This window comes from Sphingomonas sp. BK580, assembly GCF_014194975.1.
GTDB lineage: Bacteria > Pseudomonadota > Alphaproteobacteria > Sphingomonadales > Sphingomonadaceae > Sphingomonas.
Map to the genome: position 1 here is coordinate 261005 of NZ_JACIAY010000001.1, position 14431 is coordinate 275435.

Annotated in this window: 17 protein-coding genes; 6 read left to right on the forward strand and 11 right to left on the reverse strand. The window is 71.4% G+C overall.

All coding sequences use genetic code 11. The features are described from left to right. The first annotated feature begins 23 nt into the window (after positions 1-23). Positions 24-491: an Lrp/AsnC family transcriptional regulator gene (locus tag FHY05_RS01135; RefSeq protein ID WP_221190931.1), complete on the forward strand. Its 468-nt coding sequence runs from the start codon at positions 24-26 to the stop codon at positions 489-491. A gap of 10 nt (positions 492-501) precedes the next feature. On the opposite strand, the gene FHY05_RS01140 is transcribed toward FHY05_RS01135, so the two are convergent. The 5 genes from FHY05_RS01140 to FHY05_RS01160 form a co-directional block, all read right to left on the reverse strand. After that, the gene (locus FHY05_RS01140; RefSeq protein WP_311732338.1) at positions 502-1290 is read right to left on the reverse strand and encodes a pyrroline-5-carboxylate reductase dimerization domain-containing protein; all 789 of its coding nucleotides are present in this window, start codon (positions 1288-1290) and stop codon (positions 502-504) included. Between the two features lie 5 nt (positions 1291-1295). After that, positions 1296-1802: a YbjN domain-containing protein gene (locus FHY05_RS01145; protein WP_183942948.1), complete on the reverse strand. Its 507-nt coding sequence runs from the start codon at positions 1800-1802 to the stop codon at positions 1296-1298. Between the two features lie 48 nt (positions 1803-1850). Continuing rightward, on the reverse strand, positions 1851-2111 hold the full coding sequence (locus FHY05_RS01150) for an accessory factor UbiK family protein (protein ID WP_183921080.1): 261 nt from the start codon (positions 2109-2111) through the stop codon (positions 1851-1853). A gap of 24 nt (positions 2112-2135) precedes the next feature. Then, entirely contained in the window at positions 2136-2657 is a 522-nt protein-coding gene (locus tag FHY05_RS01155; protein ID WP_183942587.1) for a TspO/MBR family protein, read from the reverse strand. Positions 2658-2765: 108 nt separating this feature from the next. Next, positions 2766-3500, reverse strand: a complete 735-nt coding sequence (locus tag FHY05_RS01160; protein WP_183942588.1) for a TlyA family RNA methyltransferase — start codon at positions 3498-3500, stop codon at positions 2766-2768. 182 nt (positions 3501-3682) lie between these two features. Between FHY05_RS01160 and FHY05_RS01165 the strand changes: the two genes are divergently transcribed. Next, a complete protein-coding gene (locus tag FHY05_RS01165) occupies positions 3683-4345 on the forward strand; it encodes an alpha/beta hydrolase (protein WP_183942589.1) in 663 nt (220 codons plus the stop codon). Positions 4346-4517: 172 nt separating this feature from the next. Further along, positions 4518-4829: a UrcA family protein gene (locus FHY05_RS01170; protein WP_183942590.1), complete on the forward strand. Its 312-nt coding sequence runs from the start codon at positions 4518-4520 to the stop codon at positions 4827-4829. A 176-nt stretch (positions 4830-5005) separates the two neighbouring features. Here the strand turns inward: FHY05_RS01170 and FHY05_RS01175 are convergent, their stop codons facing one another. The 3 genes from FHY05_RS01175 to parE all read right to left on the reverse strand — a co-directional run bounded on the left by FHY05_RS01175 (position 5006) and on the right by parE (position 9567). Further along, a complete protein-coding gene (locus FHY05_RS01175; protein WP_183942591.1) occupies positions 5006-6583 on the reverse strand; it encodes a winged helix-turn-helix domain-containing protein in 1578 nt (525 codons plus the stop codon). Between the two features lie 330 nt (positions 6584-6913). Beyond that, on the reverse strand, positions 6914-7579 hold the full coding sequence (locus tag FHY05_RS01180; protein ID WP_183942592.1) for a YoaK family protein: 666 nt from the start codon (positions 7577-7579) through the stop codon (positions 6914-6916). Further along, positions 7576-9567 (reverse strand): DNA topoisomerase IV subunit B, encoded by a 1992-nt coding sequence (gene parE / locus FHY05_RS01185; RefSeq protein ID WP_409321525.1) that lies wholly within the window; start codon positions 9565-9567, stop codon positions 7576-7578. Before parE ends, FHY05_RS01180 begins: the two co-directional genes overlap by 4 nt. Positions 9568-9696: 129 nt before the next feature. On the opposite strand from parE, the gene FHY05_RS01190 reads away from it, so the two are divergent. Further along, a complete protein-coding gene (locus FHY05_RS01190) occupies positions 9697-10557 on the forward strand; it encodes an outer membrane protein (RefSeq protein WP_183942594.1) in 861 nt (286 codons plus the stop codon). Positions 10558-10720: 163 nt separating this feature from the next. Here FHY05_RS01190 and FHY05_RS01195 read toward each other — a convergent pair whose 3' ends face one another. Continuing rightward, complete coding sequence (locus tag FHY05_RS01195) at positions 10721-11419, reverse strand: GcrA family cell cycle regulator (RefSeq protein WP_183942595.1); 699 nt, start codon at positions 11417-11419, stop codon at positions 10721-10723. 61 nt (positions 11420-11480) lie between these two features. Here FHY05_RS01195 and FHY05_RS01200 point away from each other — a divergent pair, with 61 nt between their 5' ends. Beyond that, entirely contained in the window at positions 11481-12332 is an 852-nt protein-coding gene (locus FHY05_RS01200) for an ABC transporter permease (RefSeq protein ID WP_183942596.1), read from the forward strand. A gap of 145 nt (positions 12333-12477) precedes the next feature. On the opposite strand, the gene FHY05_RS01205 is transcribed toward FHY05_RS01200, so the two are convergent. Together FHY05_RS01205 and FHY05_RS01210 are read right to left on the reverse strand one after the other, a co-directional pair. Beyond that, positions 12478-13239, reverse strand: coding sequence for an alpha/beta fold hydrolase (locus tag FHY05_RS01205; RefSeq protein WP_183942597.1), 762 nt, complete (start codon positions 13237-13239; stop codon positions 12478-12480). Continuing rightward, positions 13220-13666 carry a GFA family protein gene (locus tag FHY05_RS01210; protein ID WP_183942598.1) on the reverse strand — a complete coding sequence of 149 codons (447 nt, stop codon included), beginning with the start codon at positions 13664-13666 and terminating at the stop codon, positions 13220-13222. The genes FHY05_RS01205 and FHY05_RS01210 overlap by 20 nt, the downstream gene beginning before the upstream one ends. A 119-nt stretch (positions 13667-13785) precedes the next feature. Here FHY05_RS01210 and FHY05_RS01215 point away from each other — a divergent pair, with 119 nt between their 5' ends. Then, entirely contained in the window at positions 13786-14394 is a 609-nt protein-coding gene (locus FHY05_RS01215; protein WP_132910578.1) for a YitT family protein, read from the forward strand. Positions 14395-14431: the final 37 nt, after the last annotated feature.

The window sequence follows — 14431 nt, forward strand, 5'->3', positions numbered from 1 at the left end:
TGCCGTCATGCTACATTCACGCGATGACGGAGAATATCATTCTTGACGCGACCGATCGGCGCCTCCTCGCTCTCCTCCAGGACGACGCGACGATCTCGATCGCCGATCTCGCCGCGCGGGTGAGCCTCTCCCCCACGCCGTGCTGGAAGCGGGTGAAGCGGCTCGAGCGAGTCGGCCTGATCCGGTCGCGCGTCGCGCTGCTCGATCGCGCCGCACTGGGACTCGACGTCACCGTCTTCGTGGCCGTGCGCACCACGCAGCACAGCGACGAGTGGCTGCAGACCTTCGCCGAGGGCGTGGCTCGGATCCCCGAGGTGGTGGAATTCTACCGGATGAGCGGCGAGGTCGATTACCTGCTCAAGGTCGTGGTGCGTGACATCGCCGATTACGACCGGATCTATCGCAAGCTGATCAAGGTCGCGCCGCTGCACGACGTCAGCTCCTCCTTCGCGATGCAGGAGATCAAGTCGACCACCGCCCTGCCGCTCTAGGCTCGATGAACTATTCGCCCGCCGCCATCTCGGCGCCGCGCCGCGCCACCGCGCACAGCGTCTGCTCGAGCAGCACCGCCAGCGCGCGGTCGCGGTCAAGCACGTCTAGCCCGGCGCGAGTCATGCCGCCGGGGCTCGCCACCGCGTCCGCCAGCGCGGCCGGGCTACGCTCGCTCGCCGACGCCATCGCCGCCGCACCGTCGACGGTCGCGAGCGCCACCGCTCCGGCCTCCGCGCGTGACAGGCCGATCGCGACCCCGCCCGCGGTCAGCGCGTCGACGAAGCGGAACAGGAAGGCGGGGCCGGTGCCCGACAGCGCGCCAGCGGCGGCGAAGCGTGCGGCGTCGTCGAACCATTCGACCAGGCCCAGCGGCGCGAGGAGCCGGTCCACCACCGCGCGCGCCGGCGCCGGCGCGCCGGGCGCGTGAACCGCGACCACGCCGCGGCCGAGCTCGACCGGCAGGTTGGGCATGGTCTGGATCGGCACCGGACCGGGGAAGGCGGCCGCCAGCCGCGCCGGATCGGCCCCGGCGAGCATCGAGATGAGCAGCGGCGCGTCGGCGACCCGGCCGCGATGCAGCGCCGCGACCTCCTCCAGCTGTTGCGGCTTGATGCCGAGGATCACCGCGTCGGGCGGCGGCGCGTCGGGCAGCTCACGCGCCTGACGCACGCCGACGGGCAGGACGCGATCCTGGCGGTTGACGACGTCGACATCCTCGGCCGCGACCGCCCCGCTCGCCAGCCAGCGCCGCAGCATCGCCGAGGCCATGTTGCCGCAGCCGATCATCCACAGCCGCACGCGCGTCAGGCCTCGCCCGCGGTCTCGACCATCGCCGCGGCGATCGCCTCGCTTGGCGACTTGCCGCCCCACAGCACGAACTGGAACACCGGGTAGAAGCGCTCGCACTCGTCGATCGCGGACTCTACCAGCAGCTCGGCCGTGCTCAGCGCCATGGTCGCCTCGCCGTCCTCGGCCTCGATGGCGGTGGCGTTGCGATAGAGCAGGATCCCGCTGCTCGACCAGATCTCGAAATGCCCCATCCAGAGCTGCTCGTTGACGAGCGCGAGCACCTCGTAGACCGGCGCCCGCCGGCCCTCCGCCACCTTGACGTCGGGGAAGGCGAGCAGCTGGAGCACGCCATCCTCCTCGCGCCACAGCGCCCGAAGTTCGTACTCAGTCCAGCTGCCCTTGACCGAGGCCGTGATCTCGTCCTCGCCGCGCTCGCACGGCCAGCCATGCGCGAGGAAATAGGCCTCGAGCATGTCGAGTGGCGCCTCACCGGCATTGTCGTCGTCGGCCTCGTCGAGCATCAGTGACTTATCGCTTGGCACGCGGCCCCCTCTCCTGGCGCGGCGCGATCAGACGCCCGACTTGGCGGCCAGGGCCGCCTCGAGCGTCTCGATCCGTGCGCGCAGCGCCTCATTCTCGTCGCGCGCCGCGGCCGCCATCGCCTTCACCACCTCGAACTCGTCGCGTGCGACGAAATCGAGACCACCGATCCACTCGCGCGCGCGGGCGCGGGCATTCGCCTCGGCCTCGCGCCCGACGCCGGCGAGCGTGCCCGCCGCGCCGTTGAAGAGCTTGGCGAGGTCGCCGAACAGATGGTTCTCGGACTGCATAAGATCAATTTCCTGTAGAGGCGCTTAACCGACCATCTGGGACGCCGCGGCCGGCGACACAAGCCGTTCCGCGTCGGGGTTGAGCTGATCGATACGCCAGTTGAGCGTGCCGGCGAAACCCAGCCACATCATATACGGGACGAGCAGCCACGCGGCGCGACGGCGCACCTGCGCGAAGACGAACGCGGTGAGGATCGTCAGTCCCAGGATGGCGACGATCAGCAGGAACGCCGCCGAGACCTGGTGCGCGCCGAAGAAGAGCGGCGTCCACAGCAGGTTGCCGGCGAGTTGCGCGGCGAACAGCGCGACCGCGAGCCAGCGCAGCCGCGCCCCCCGCGCGCTCAGCACCAGCGCCAACGCCACGCCCATCATCACGTACAGCAGCGACCAGGCGACCGGGAACAGCCAGCCCGGCGGGGTCAGCTCGGGCTTGGCCAGCGCGCGATACCAGCCGTTGGCGTCGCCCGACGGCACCGTGCGCCCCGACAGGAAGCCGAGCAGCAGCACGCCGGGCACCGCCACCGCCGCCCAGCGCAGGAACGACATCCGCAGCTGCTCCCTGGAAGCGACACCTCCCACTTTCGTCTCCCGATCGGTCCGTCTCGGCACTGCTGCCGCAACGTCCACCTCAGGTAAATGGTGCTTGTACCATTTTCACCCCCGAGCCGCGGCGACGAGGAACTCGACATTGCCCTCGGGTCCCGTGATCGGGCTCTCGACCACGCCCCGGACCCGCCAGCCGCCTCGCTCCAGCCACGCGGCGACCTCCGCGCAGACGCGCGCGTGCACCGCGGGATCACGCACCACCCCGCCCTTGCCCACCTCGGGGCGACCGGCCTCGAACTGCGGCTTGATCAGCGCCATGACTCGCCCGCCCGGGCGGACGAAGCCGAGCGGCACCTCGAGCACCTTGGCCAGACCGATGAAGCTCGCGTCGCACACCACCAGGTCGATCGGCTCGGGCACGTGCGCGGCGGTGAGCAGCCGCGCGCTGGTCTGCTCGTGGACGACGACGCGCGAGTCCTGGCGCAGCTTCCAGGCGAGCTGGTTGGTGCCGCTGTCGACCGCGTAGACCCGCGCCGCGCCGCGGCTGAGCAGCACGTCGGTGAAGCCGCCGGTCGAGCTGCCGACGTCGATCGCCACCGCGCCCGTGACATCCCAGCCGAGTTGGTCGAGCCCGTGCGCCAGCTTGATCCCGCCGCGCGACACCCAGGGGTGGTCACGCCCGCGCACCTCCAGCGCCACGTCGTCGGCGAGCGCCTGACCGGGCTTGTCGACCTTGCGCTCGCCGGCGAAGACCAGCCCCGCCATCACCAGCGCCTGCGCGCGGGTGCGCGACTCGGCGAGGCCGCGATCGACGAGCATCTGGTCCACGCGCTGCTTGGGCATGGCCCCCTATCGCGTCGCTTCGACCGTGCCGCAACCGCTCGTCGCTCGGCCGCCTCCGTTCGCGTCAAATGCTGCGCCGCAGGATTGCCGATCGATTTAGTAGGCAATAGCTAAGCGTCAGAGGCCGCGGCCGTGCCGACCCCTAGACCGATCGCCGCGGTCTCACCAACAGGAGGTGTGTCATGGGACATTCCGCGTTCGATCTGTCGGTGCAACCGACCGTTCTGACCGTCCCGGGGTTGGGCGGATCAGGGCCGGCACACTGGCAGACGCTGTGGGAGAAGAGCCGCCCCGACACCGCCCGGATCGACCTGGGCATGTGGGACAGGCCGCATCGCAACGCCTGGGTCACCAAGATCGACCAGGCCGTGGCGAGTGCGCGCGCGCCGGTGATCCTGGTCGCGCACAGCCTCGGCTGCGTCGCGGTGGCGTGGTGGGCCTCACTGAGCCCACAGCCTTATGGCTGGCCGGTCGCGGGCGCGCTGCTGGTGGCGCCGGCGGATGTCGATCGTGCCGGCGTGGCGCCCGAACTCGCACCGTTCGCGCCCACGCCCAAACAACCGCTCCCCTTCCCCTCGATCGTCGTGGCGTCGAGCGACGATCCGTGGGTGACGCTCGACCGAGCGCACAGCCTCGCGGTCGATTGGGGCAGCCACTTCATCGATTATGGCGTCTGCGGCCATATCAACGCCGCGAGCGGGCTGGGCCGCTGGCCCGAGGGGCTCGAGCTGCTCGACCGCGTGATCGCCGCCGCTGGCGGCCCGCACGGTGAGGCGCGCACCCCGGGCGATGCCCGCGCGATCCTCGCGGGACCGCGCGGGCGCGAGAGCGCGCTGCGGGTGTGAGCAGGAGCGCCTGACAGCACTTCGGCGGTGTCCCGCTTGCCCCTGAACCGCCACTTCTCGCCCCATCATCGGCGAACGATCGGCCGGATATCGGCTCCACCGCCGCGACTCGACGGGGCCGAACGACGAGTCTCCGACGCAGCGACGATCCCGTCGCCATCGGAGACTCGCCATGCGCTCGCACATCGTCCTCGTTCTCGTCTCCGCCTCGCCGCTCGCTCTGCCCGCCGCCGCGCAGAGCTGGCGCGTCGGCGACAGCAGCTACCACATCGTCGCGCGCGACCTCGACCAGCGGACCCCCGCGGGCCGCGCCGCGATGCTGACGCGGGTGGAGCGCACCGCCGCGCGGCTTTGCGAGCATGAGCCGCTCACCGTGGACCGGCGCACCTGTGCCGCCGCCACCGTCGCCGACGCGGCGCGACGCTCGTCTCCGCTGCGGATCGCGCTGGCCGAGCGGGGTACCTCCGCGCTGGCGGCGCGCTGACAGGCTCGGGTGATCGAACGGCGCACCCGAGGCGCGGACGCCGCGATCGCCATCTCTTCCGCAGGCGTCATCCTGCGGTCGATCCAGTATTCACTAAGCCGTGGACAGCGCCGCTGCCGAGGGCGCGGCATCGTGGATCCTGAGACGAGCTCGGGATGGCGCCCAGCAACAGCGACTCAGACCAGCACCACCGCGGGATCGTCCGGCCGAGCCCCGGTCTCGCGCCAGTAGCGCGTCAGCCCCATCGCTTGGGCCAGGGCGCCGAAGCGCGGATCGCGGCGCAGCGCCGCGCAGGGCGGCGCGAAGAGAAACCAGCTCACGCGCTGGTCCGGCGCGGTATAGGTGCCCTGCCGGCGCGAGAAGCGGAGCGTGTCGACGGCGAAGCCGCGACGCAGGAAATAGCCCTCCGCGATCGCGAAGGCCTGGTCGAGCCGGCCCGCCGCGCTGAGGAACTGGATCGCGTTCTCGGCGTGGCCGCTGCCGCGATGCGCCGCCTCGACATAGGCCGCGGCAGTGGCGTCGATGTCGCGCGGGTCACGCGTCGCCAGCGCGCGCGCGATCCCCGCGGTCAGGGCGAAGCTCGAGTCGTCGACGTCGCTGGGGCGGTGATCCGAGTCCTCGATCATGCGCAGCGCCTCCGCGCCGCGGCCGGTATAGGCGAGCAGGAAGGCGCGGGTGAACCACACGGCATAGTGGAGCGGGTAGAGGGCATAGGCCTCCTCCATCGCACGATCGGCCTCCTCCAGCCGATCGGCGCTCCACAGCGAGACGACGCGCTGGTACATCGCGATCGGCGACGGGCCGCCGAGGGTAAGCGCGCGCGTGAAAGGGGCGATCGACTCACGCATCCGCCCCACCATCTGGAGCATGCGGCCCAGCGCGTCGGCGATCATGTCGTCGTCGGGATGCGCGCGCGCGGCGCGGGCGGTGACCTGCTCCTGCGCGCGCCAGTTGCCGAGCAGCGGCGCGCGCCGCATCCGCGCCAGCGCGGCAAAAGCGTTGCCCGGATCGATCGCCTCGGCGCGGCGCTCGGCCGCGAGCGCGCGCGCCGCGAAGGCGGCGCGGTCGGCCGCGGTGGCGATCCGCGCCGCGACCGCGCAGCAGAGCGCGAGCTGGCCCCAGGCGTCCGCGTCGTCCGGCGCGAGCAGCACCGCGCGGCGCAGCAGCCCGATCGCCTGCCATAGGCCCTGGCGGTCGGCCTGACGCTGCGAGTCGCGCGCCTGGGCGATCAGCGCGGCGACCTCGGGCGAGCGCGGCGGGGCGCGGCCGCTTCGCCACCACCAGGCACCGCCGACGACGGTAGCGCCCGCGACACCGAGCCCGGCGATCAGCGCACGACGTGGCACAATGGGGAGAGCGGCGCGCACGGGCGCCTCGGGCACGGGACCCGCCGCGTCGGCGGTGACGGAACGAGGCGCCAGCGGAGCGCTCGCCTCGCCGACGATCAGGCGATAGCCGACCCGCGCGATCGTCTCGATGCGGAAACGGCCCGCGCCGATGCCGTCGCCGAGGCGGCGCAGTCGCCCGACGACGCGATTGATCGCGTCGTCGCCGACGATGCGGCCGCCCCAGCATTGCGCCACCAGCTCGTCGCGCGACACCACCGCGCCGCCCGCTCGAGCCAGTGCGACCAGGACCTGCATGACGCGGGGCTCGAGCAGTTCCTCGTGCTCGCCGAGCGCGACGAGGCGGAGCGAGGGGCGGATCGTGAGGCCGGCGAGGTCGAGATCCGGCGCGCGCGCGAGGTCGATCATGGCGTCCGGTCGACGCGGCGGCGGGTGGAACCGAGGAGGCGTGATCGCTCCCGATCCTCCCCGGCACGGGGAGCGAGGCCAGCCGAAGGGGGGTGGAGGCGGACTTTCATGGTCGGACCGTCAACGCGGACGCGATCACACGGCCGCGGTCGGCCGGCGTGAGCCCCCCTCGCCCACCCCCAGCGAGTGCGATCTCCCACCTCGTGCAGGAGAGGATCTGAGGCACGATCCCCCGGTGTCAGCCAGAGAGGCTCGCGGCCTGCGCTCGCAACGTCGCATTGCCGCTCAAGACCATTCCCGCCCCCCGTCATCATCGCCCCCTTCTCGATCTCACTCGCGCGGCACACGGCCTCCCACCGTCGTCGTCGTCGCCGCGGCGAGCAGCGCGATGCCCAGTGCCGCCACCGTCGCGTGCCACAGCGCGGCGTTCTCGGGCGCGGCATAGTCGGCCGTGCCGAGGAACGCGCCCGCGACCAGCCCCGACCATAGCAGCAGGTACGGCAACCAGTCCCAGCGCGCGCCGTCGCCCATCAGCGCGCCGGCGAGATGCTGGCCCAGCTTGACCAGCGCGCCGGTCATATAGGTCACCCCCACGCTGACCTCGCCGTCGCGCTGAAAGACGGTGTTGAGCCCGCCCATCGCCAGCGCGAGCAGCACCGTGCCGAGCCCGCCGAGCGGGCCGAACTCGGGGAGCGCCGCCGCGACCGCGAGCGGCACCGCGGCGAGCACGATCACGCCCGGCCGGCGCCAGCGCCCCAGCGCCGCGCCCGCGGTGGCGCCGACCACCACGCCCGCGACGAAGGCGAGGATCAGTGACGCCGCGGTGAGCGCCAGCGGCGAGCCGCCCGCCAGCGCCACCGCCAGCCGGGTCGAGTTGCCGCTCATGAAAGAGACGAACAGGCCGTTGAGCCGGAGAAAGCCGATCGCGTCGACATAGCCCGCCAGCGCCGCCAGCGCGATCGCCAGCCACCATTCGTGTCGTGGATGCCGGGTCACGCGTCGATCGCCTCCTCGTCCAGGCGCGCCGCATTCTCCTGGATGAAGGCGAAGCGATGCGCGGGATTGGTGCCCATCAGCCGGTCGACCAGGTCCTTCACGCCGGCGCGCTCCTCATATTCCTGCGGCAGCGTGATGCGGATCATGCTGCGCTTGGCCGGGTCCATCGTCGTCTCGCGCAACTGGCTCGGGTTCATCTCGCCCAGGCCCTTGAAGCGCGCCACCTCCACCTTCTTGCCGCGGAAGACCGTGCGCTCCAGCTCGGCGCGATGCGCATCGTCGCGCGCGTAAAGCGACTTGGCGCCGACCGTCAGGCGATAGAGCGGCGGCTGCGCGAGGTGCAGGTGTCCCTGTCGCACCAGCTCGGGCATCTCCTGGAAGAAGAAGGTCATCAGCAGCGTCGCGATGTGTGCGCCGTCGACGTCGGCATCGGTCATGATGACGATCTTCTCGTAGCGCAGCTGCTCGGGGCGGCACTCCTTGCGGGTGCCGCAGCCGAGCGCCTGGATCAGGTCGGCGATCTCCTGGTTGGCGAGGATCTTGGCCGAGGTGGCCGAGGCAACGTTGAGGATCTTGCCGCGGATCGGCAGGATCGCCTGGGTTTTGCGATCGCGCGCCTGCTTGGCCGAGCCGCCGGCCGAGTCGCCCTCGACGATGAACAGCTCGGTACCCTCCGAGCTGTCCGAGGCGCAGTCGGTGAGCTTGCCCGGCAGCCGGATCTTGCGCGCGGAGGTGGCGGTCTTGCGCTTGACGTCGCGCTCGGCCTTGCGACGCAGCCGCTCGTCCATGCGCTCGAGCACATAGCCGAGCAGCGCCTTGCCGCGCTCCATGTTGTGCCCGAGCCAATGGTCGAAATGGTCGCGCATCGCCTTCTCGACGAGGCCCGCCGCCTCCGGCGAGGTGAGCCGGTCCTTGGTCTGCGACTGGAACTGCGGCTCGCGGATGAAGACGCTGAGCATCAGCTCGCTGCCCACCATCACGTCGTCCGCGGTGAGGTCCTTGGCGCGCTTGTTGCCGACGAGGTCGCCGAACTGGCGCAGCCCGCGCACCAGCGCCTGGCGCAGCCCCTGCTCGTGCGTGCCGCCGTCGGGCGTGGGGATGGTGTTGCAATACCAGCTGTAGCTGCCCTCGCTCCACAGCGGCCAAGCGACCGCCCACTCGACCTTGCCCTGCTGGTCGGGGAAGTCCTGCTGGCCGGCGAAGAAGTCGGCGGTGGCGCACTCGCGGCCGGCGATCTGCTCGCGCAGATGGTCGGACAGGCCGCCGGGAAACTGGAACACCGCCTCCGCGGGGATCCCGTTCGCGCGGTCTCCGTCGCCGATCAACTCGGGCGCGCAATGCCAACGGATCTCGACGCCGGCGAACAGATACGCCTTGGAGCGCGCCAGCTTGTAGAGCCGCGCCGGCTTGAACAGCAGCTCGGGGCCGAAGATCTCGGTGTCGGGCGTGAAGGCGACCGAGGTACCGCGGCGGTTGGGCGCCGCGCCGACCGTCTCGAGCGGGCCGAGCGTCTGCCCCCTGCTGAAGCGCTGGCGGTAGAGCTGGCGGTCGCGCGCGACCTCGACCACCGTGTCGCTCGACAGTGCGTTCACCACCGAGACGCCCACGCCGTGCAGGCCGCCGGAGGTGGCATAGGCCTTGCCCGCGAACTTGCCGCCCGAGTGGAGCATCGAGAGGATCACCTCGAGCGCCGACTTGTCCGGGAACTTGGGATGGGGGTCGACCGGCATGCCGCGGCCGTTGTCGACGATGGTCAGGCGGTTGCCCGGCTCCAGCGTGATCTCGATGCGCGTGGCGTGTCCCGCCACCGCCTCGTCCATCGCATTGTCGAGCACCTCGGCGGCGAGGTGATGCATCGCGCGCTCGTCGGTGCCGCCGACGTACATGCCGGGCCGGCGGCGCACCGGCTCCAGCCCCTCGAGCACCTCGATCGACGAGGCGTCATAGGCCGGGGTGCCGGCAGTGGGGGATGCGAACAGATCGGCCATGACCGTCATATAACGATCTGCGCCGCCCGACCCAAGCGCGGCAAGGTCGGTTGCCGCGGCAATGATTCCTCACGCAACATAACCTGAATGAGGCTCGTTCGCGGATCGTTCGATCAGGGAGTGACCTACATGAGAGCGTATTTGACCGCCGCCGCGATCGCGGCGTCGCTGACGGCTGTCCCCGCGCTGGCGCAGGACGGTGGCGACCCGTCGGTCAGCAGCGGCTTCTCCGGCATCTACGTCGGCGCCGCGGGTGGCTATGACGTGCAGCCCAACGACGGCGGCGCGCGCCTGGAGTTCGACCGCAACCTCGACGGCCGCTTCGGCGACACGGTGCTGACCGGCACGGGCGCGAACGCCTTCTCGCCGGGCTTCTGCGGCGGACGCGCGCGCGCCGCGCAGGGCCCGCGCAACGGTGGCCCGGGCTGCACCAAGGACCGCGATGGCTGGAGCTATTACGGGCGGGTCGGCTTCGACCAGCAGAGCGGACCGATCGTCTACGGCGTGGTCGGCGAGTTCGGGCGGACTCACATCAACGACAGCACCTCGGGCTTCTCGACCACCCCGGCCAACTACGTGATGTACCGCCAGGTCAACTGGGAAGCCGCGGTGCGCGCGCGGGCCGGCTACACGCCCAACGACTCGACGTTGTTCTACGGCACGTTCGGCCCGTCGCTGGCGCGGATCGACAGCGAGTTCTCGTCGAGCCAGAGCACCAACAGCTTCACCGCCCGCGGGCGACAGGACCAGTTCGGCTTCCAGGGCGGCGGCGGCATCGAGCAGCGCTTCGGCGACCATTTCTCGGTCGGGCTCGAGTATGTCTACCACCAGTACCAGGACGACGACTATCGCGTCCGCGCCGCCGGCCCGGCGGGCACGCCCTTCACCAACGCCGGCAACGGCGGCACGGTCGAGGGCACCGACTTCCGCCGCTCGGACGAGAAGTTCCGCTGGCACAGCCTGCGCGCCACCGCGGCGTTCCGCTTCTGAGGTGACGGGGGCGGGTGCGCAGGAGCGCCCGCGCCCCATTCTCTTCGCTCCCCGGCGAAGGCCGGGGCCCAGTCGGGCGACGCAGGTGGGACACACCACGGCCGCTCCAACCGGGCCCCGGCCTCCGCCGGGGTACAACGGCTTGATGTGACGGCGATCACCCTCAGCGCATGCGGGGGCCACCGAACGGCAACGGCGGCGCGCGCCGGTCGCGGCGCGGCAGCTGCGCCTGATAGGCGTGGCCGCAATGCTCGACGCAATAGGGGAAGCCCGGGTTCACCTTGACGCCGCAGAAATGGAAGTCGGGTTCGCCCGGATGGCCGAGCGGCCACTTGCAGATCTTGTCGTTGAGGTCGAGCAGCGAGGTCTTGTTGGCGAACTCGGGCGCGGTCCGCGCGGGCACCAGCCGGCGCGGCGGCGCGGGCGCGATCGGCGGCTGCTGCTCGCCCGGGGCCTGACGGACGAAGCCGCCAGGACCGACCGACCTGAGCACCGGCTCGCGCTTGACCGGCGGCGGGCTCGGCGCCTCATCGGCCTCATCGTCGACGTCGGTGGGCGCAGGCGCCGGGTCCGGCGCCGACTCGGTCGCGAAAGGCGGCGGCGCCGGCGCGGGGGCGGCGCGCACCGGCGCGGGCGTGGGCTTGGGCGCGGTGACGGGAGGAACCGCGGGCGCCGGCTCGGCCGCACGCGCCTCCTCCTTGGTCGTCACGGGGGATGGGCGCGACTGCAGCCCGAGGCGATGCGCCTTGCCGATCACCGCGTTGCGGCTGACGCCGCCGAGCGCCTCGGCGATCTGGCTGGCGGTCTGGCCCGCCTCCCACATCGTTTTCAGCGTGTCGATCCGCTCGTCGGTCCAGGACATCCTTGTCTTCCTCTAGCGTTCCGGTTGCGGGCGCGCGCCGCAGCGGTTACCCGCACAGGCGATGAGCAGCCAGCCTCCTACCGAACATATTCCGTCAGCAATCAGGCACGCCCCCGGCGAACCGGTGATCCGGAACGTCAATTGGGGCGGCCTGCGAACCCTCTATGTGAAGGAGGTGCGCCGTTTCTTCAAGGTGCAGCTCCAGACGGTGTGGGCGCCGGCGGTGACGACGCTGATGTTCCTGGTGATCTTCACCGTCGCCAACGGCGCGCGCAGCCCGGTCAATGTCGGCGGCGCGCCCGTCGCCTTCGCCGATTTCATCGCGCCCGGGCTGATCGTGATGGGGATGCTCAACAACGCCTTCGCCAACGCCAGCTTCTCGCTGCTGGTGGGTAAGATCCAGGGCAATATCGTCGACTATCTCCAGCCGCCGCTCTCCACCAGCGAGCTGCTCGCGGCACTGGTCGGCGCCGCGGTGACGCGCGCCTTCTGCGTCGGCTGCGCGGTGTGGCTGGCGATGGCGCTATGGCCCGGCGTGCACGTGACACCGCATCACCCGCTGGCGGTGCTGTGGTTCGGGCTGCTCGGCGCGATGTTCCTGTCGTTCGCGGGCGTGCTCACCTCGATCTGGGCCGACAAGTTCGACCATGCCGCGGCGGTGACCAACTTCCTGATCGCGCCGCTGACGCTGCTGTCGGGCACCTTCTACTCGGTCGACCATCTCGCGCCCGCGTTCCGCGCGTTCAGCCACGTCAACCCGTTCTTCTACGTGATCTCGGGCTTTCGCTACGGCTTCCTGGGCAGCGCCGACTCACCGGTGGCGGTGGGCAGCGTGGTGATCCTGGCGATCGACGTGGCGCTGGGGGTGCTGTGTTACGTCCTGCTCAAGCGCGGTTGGAAGCTGAAGAGCTAGGCCGCCCCCCCCTCCCCGCTCGGGGAAAGGGGAGCCCTGCGAAGCATGGTGGAGGGGGCGCTCCTCGCACGCACCCGCTCACAGGCGGAAGCCTCCCTCCGTCAGCGCTGACGCGCCCCGCCACTCCCCCGCGAGCGGGGAGAATCTAGTCCGCCACGAAATCGGCGATCGCCTGTCCGAGCTCGGGCTTGGTCACCGCGCTCATGTGGTTGCCCGGCACCTCGGCGTAACGCGCGTGGGGCAGCGCGTCGGCGAGCGCCGCCGCCGAGCCGTTGTCGTGATCGTCGACGCCGCTGAGCACCAAGGTGGGCCGATCGAGCGTCTTCAGCACCTCCGCGGGCGTGCTCGCGAACGTGTCGATCACGCCGAGCAGCGCCACCGGGTCGCCGCCGGTGGTCTTGAGGAAGGCCTCGGCGAGCCACTCGGGGCTGCCGCGCTCGTGTTGGCCGAGCCGGGTGAGGATGTTGCGGAAATGATCGGCGCGCCGCTCGGCGCCGACGATCCCCTCCCACCCCATGCCCGCGAGCACGACCCGCCGCGGCGTCGCACCGCGCGCCAGCATCCGCACCACCGTCCGCGCGCCCAGCGAGTAGCCCCCGAGATCATAGTCGGTGAGCCCGAGGTGGCACACCAGCGCCTCGCCGTCGAGCGCCAGTGCGTCGGGCGGGTAAGCGGCGGGATCGTGCGGCTTGCCGCTCTCGCCGTGCGCGCGCAGGTCGGGCAGGATCACGCGCACGCCGCGCGCGGCGATCGCGGCGGCGTGGCCGTAGCGCAGCCAGTTGGTGCGCGCGTCCGAGAAATAGCCGTGGATCAGCACCAGCGGTCGGCCCTCGCCGAGCTCGCGCCAGGCGATCTGCGTGCCGTCGAAACTGTCGAAGAAGCGTGTCTCAGTCGGGGAGCTTGCCACTCGTTTCCATCCATTTGGCGACGAGATGCGGGAGCTCGTCGGTGCGTTTTTGGGGCAGCCCGGCGGTGTCGCGCCAGGCGGCGTGGCGGCTCTCGACGCCGAAATGACCGGTGGGATGAAGCGACGCCGCGTCGTCGAAGCTGCCGACGGTGAGATCGAGCTGGTCGGCACCGTTTCCCTCGTAGGTGAGCGGGGTGCCGCAGTCGCGGCAGAAGCCGCGCGCCGCGATCGGCGACGAGGCGCGGCGATCGGGCTCGCGCGTGGTCCAGCGCAGCGCCGCGCGCGACACCTGCTTGAGCGCTGCGAAGACGCCGCCGGTGGCGCGCTGGCACATCCGGCAGTGGCACAGATAGGCGCCGTCGTCCTCGACCAGCACGGCGTAGCGCACGCTGCCGCACTGGCATCCACCGGTCATCTCGCGCGCCATGCCGCCGCTCCCGCTGCCCAGGTGGAGCGACCTAACGTGGCGAGCGCGCCAGGTAAACGCGTGAGCCATGTTGCATTGCAGCACTCGACGGGAGCGAGTGTCGCTGGCACAGCGGCGGGGTGACTCGCCCGCCTTCCCTTCCGCACAGCGCGATCGAGGATGCCTATGCGCTCGCGCTCGGCTGCATCCTCGTCGTGCTCGGGCTCGCGCTGCTCCATGCGGCGGGGCTGGTGACGGGCGGGATCGCGGGCGTGGCGCTGCTGCTCTCCTACGCGGTGCCGCTGCCGAGCGGAGTGCTGTTCACCTTGCTCAACCTGCCGTTCTTCTGGCTGGCGTGGCGCGCGATGGGGCGGCGCTTCACCCTGCGCACCGCCCTGGTCGGGATCGGCGTGGCGGGGCTCGGTACGGTCACGCGCTACGGGCTGAGCATCGCGTACATCGATCCCGCCTTCGCCGCGCTGGCGGGCGGGTCGGTGATCGGCTTCGGCGCGCTCGCGCTCGCGCGGCACCATGCGGGGATCGGCGGCACGGGGGTGGTGACGCTCTGGCTCCAGCAGCGCCGCGGCTGGAACGCGGGGCGGACGCAGATCGCGATCGACGCGGTGATCCTGCTGGTGTCGCTGGTGGCGCTGCCGGTGGAGCGCGTGGCGTGGTCGGCGCTGTCCGCGGCGGCGATCAGCGGCATCCTGATCGCCTGGCACCGGCCGGGGCGGTATACAGGGTATTGAGCCGATCCGACGCTGCGTAGCGTCGGAGTGCTGTTAA

Bases quoted from the DNA above. Each gene is read 5' to 3' on its own strand.
- FHY05_RS01135 (WP_221190931.1), top strand. From the start codon at position 24: ATGACGGAGAATATCATTCTTGACGCGACCGATCGGCGCCTCCTCGCT.
- FHY05_RS01145 (WP_183942948.1), bottom strand. From the start codon at position 1,802: ATGCTCGACGAGGCCGACGACGACAATGCCGGTGAGGCGCCACTCGAC.
- FHY05_RS01150 (WP_183921080.1), bottom strand. From the start codon at position 2,111: ATGCAGTCCGAGAACCATCTGTTCGGCGACCTCGCCAAGCTCTTCAAC.
- FHY05_RS01155 (WP_183942587.1), bottom strand. From the start codon at position 2,657: ATGTCGTTCCTGCGCTGGGCGGCGGTGGCGGTGCCCGGCGTGCTGCTG.
- FHY05_RS01160 (WP_183942588.1), bottom strand. From the start codon at position 3,500: ATGCCCAAGCAGCGCGTGGACCAGATGCTCGTCGATCGCGGCCTCGCC.
- FHY05_RS01165 (WP_183942589.1), top strand. From the start codon at position 3,683: ATGGGACATTCCGCGTTCGATCTGTCGGTGCAACCGACCGTTCTGACC.
- FHY05_RS01170 (WP_183942590.1), top strand. From the start codon at position 4,518: ATGCGCTCGCACATCGTCCTCGTTCTCGTCTCCGCCTCGCCGCTCGCT.
- FHY05_RS01175 (WP_183942591.1), bottom strand. From the start codon at position 6,583: ATGATCGACCTCGCGCGCGCGCCGGATCTCGACCTCGCCGGCCTCACG.
- parE (WP_409321525.1), bottom strand. From the start codon at position 9,567: ATGGCCGATCTGTTCGCATCCCCCACTGCCGGCACCCCGGCCTATGAC.
- FHY05_RS01190 (WP_183942594.1), top strand. From the start codon at position 9,697: ATGAGAGCGTATTTGACCGCCGCCGCGATCGCGGCGTCGCTGACGGCT.
- FHY05_RS01195 (WP_183942595.1), bottom strand. From the start codon at position 11,419: ATGTCCTGGACCGACGAGCGGATCGACACGCTGAAAACGATGTGGGAG.
- FHY05_RS01200 (WP_183942596.1), top strand. From the start codon at position 11,481: ATGAGCAGCCAGCCTCCTACCGAACATATTCCGTCAGCAATCAGGCAC.
- FHY05_RS01210 (WP_183942598.1), bottom strand. From the start codon at position 13,666: ATGGCGCGCGAGATGACCGGTGGATGCCAGTGCGGCAGCGTGCGCTAC.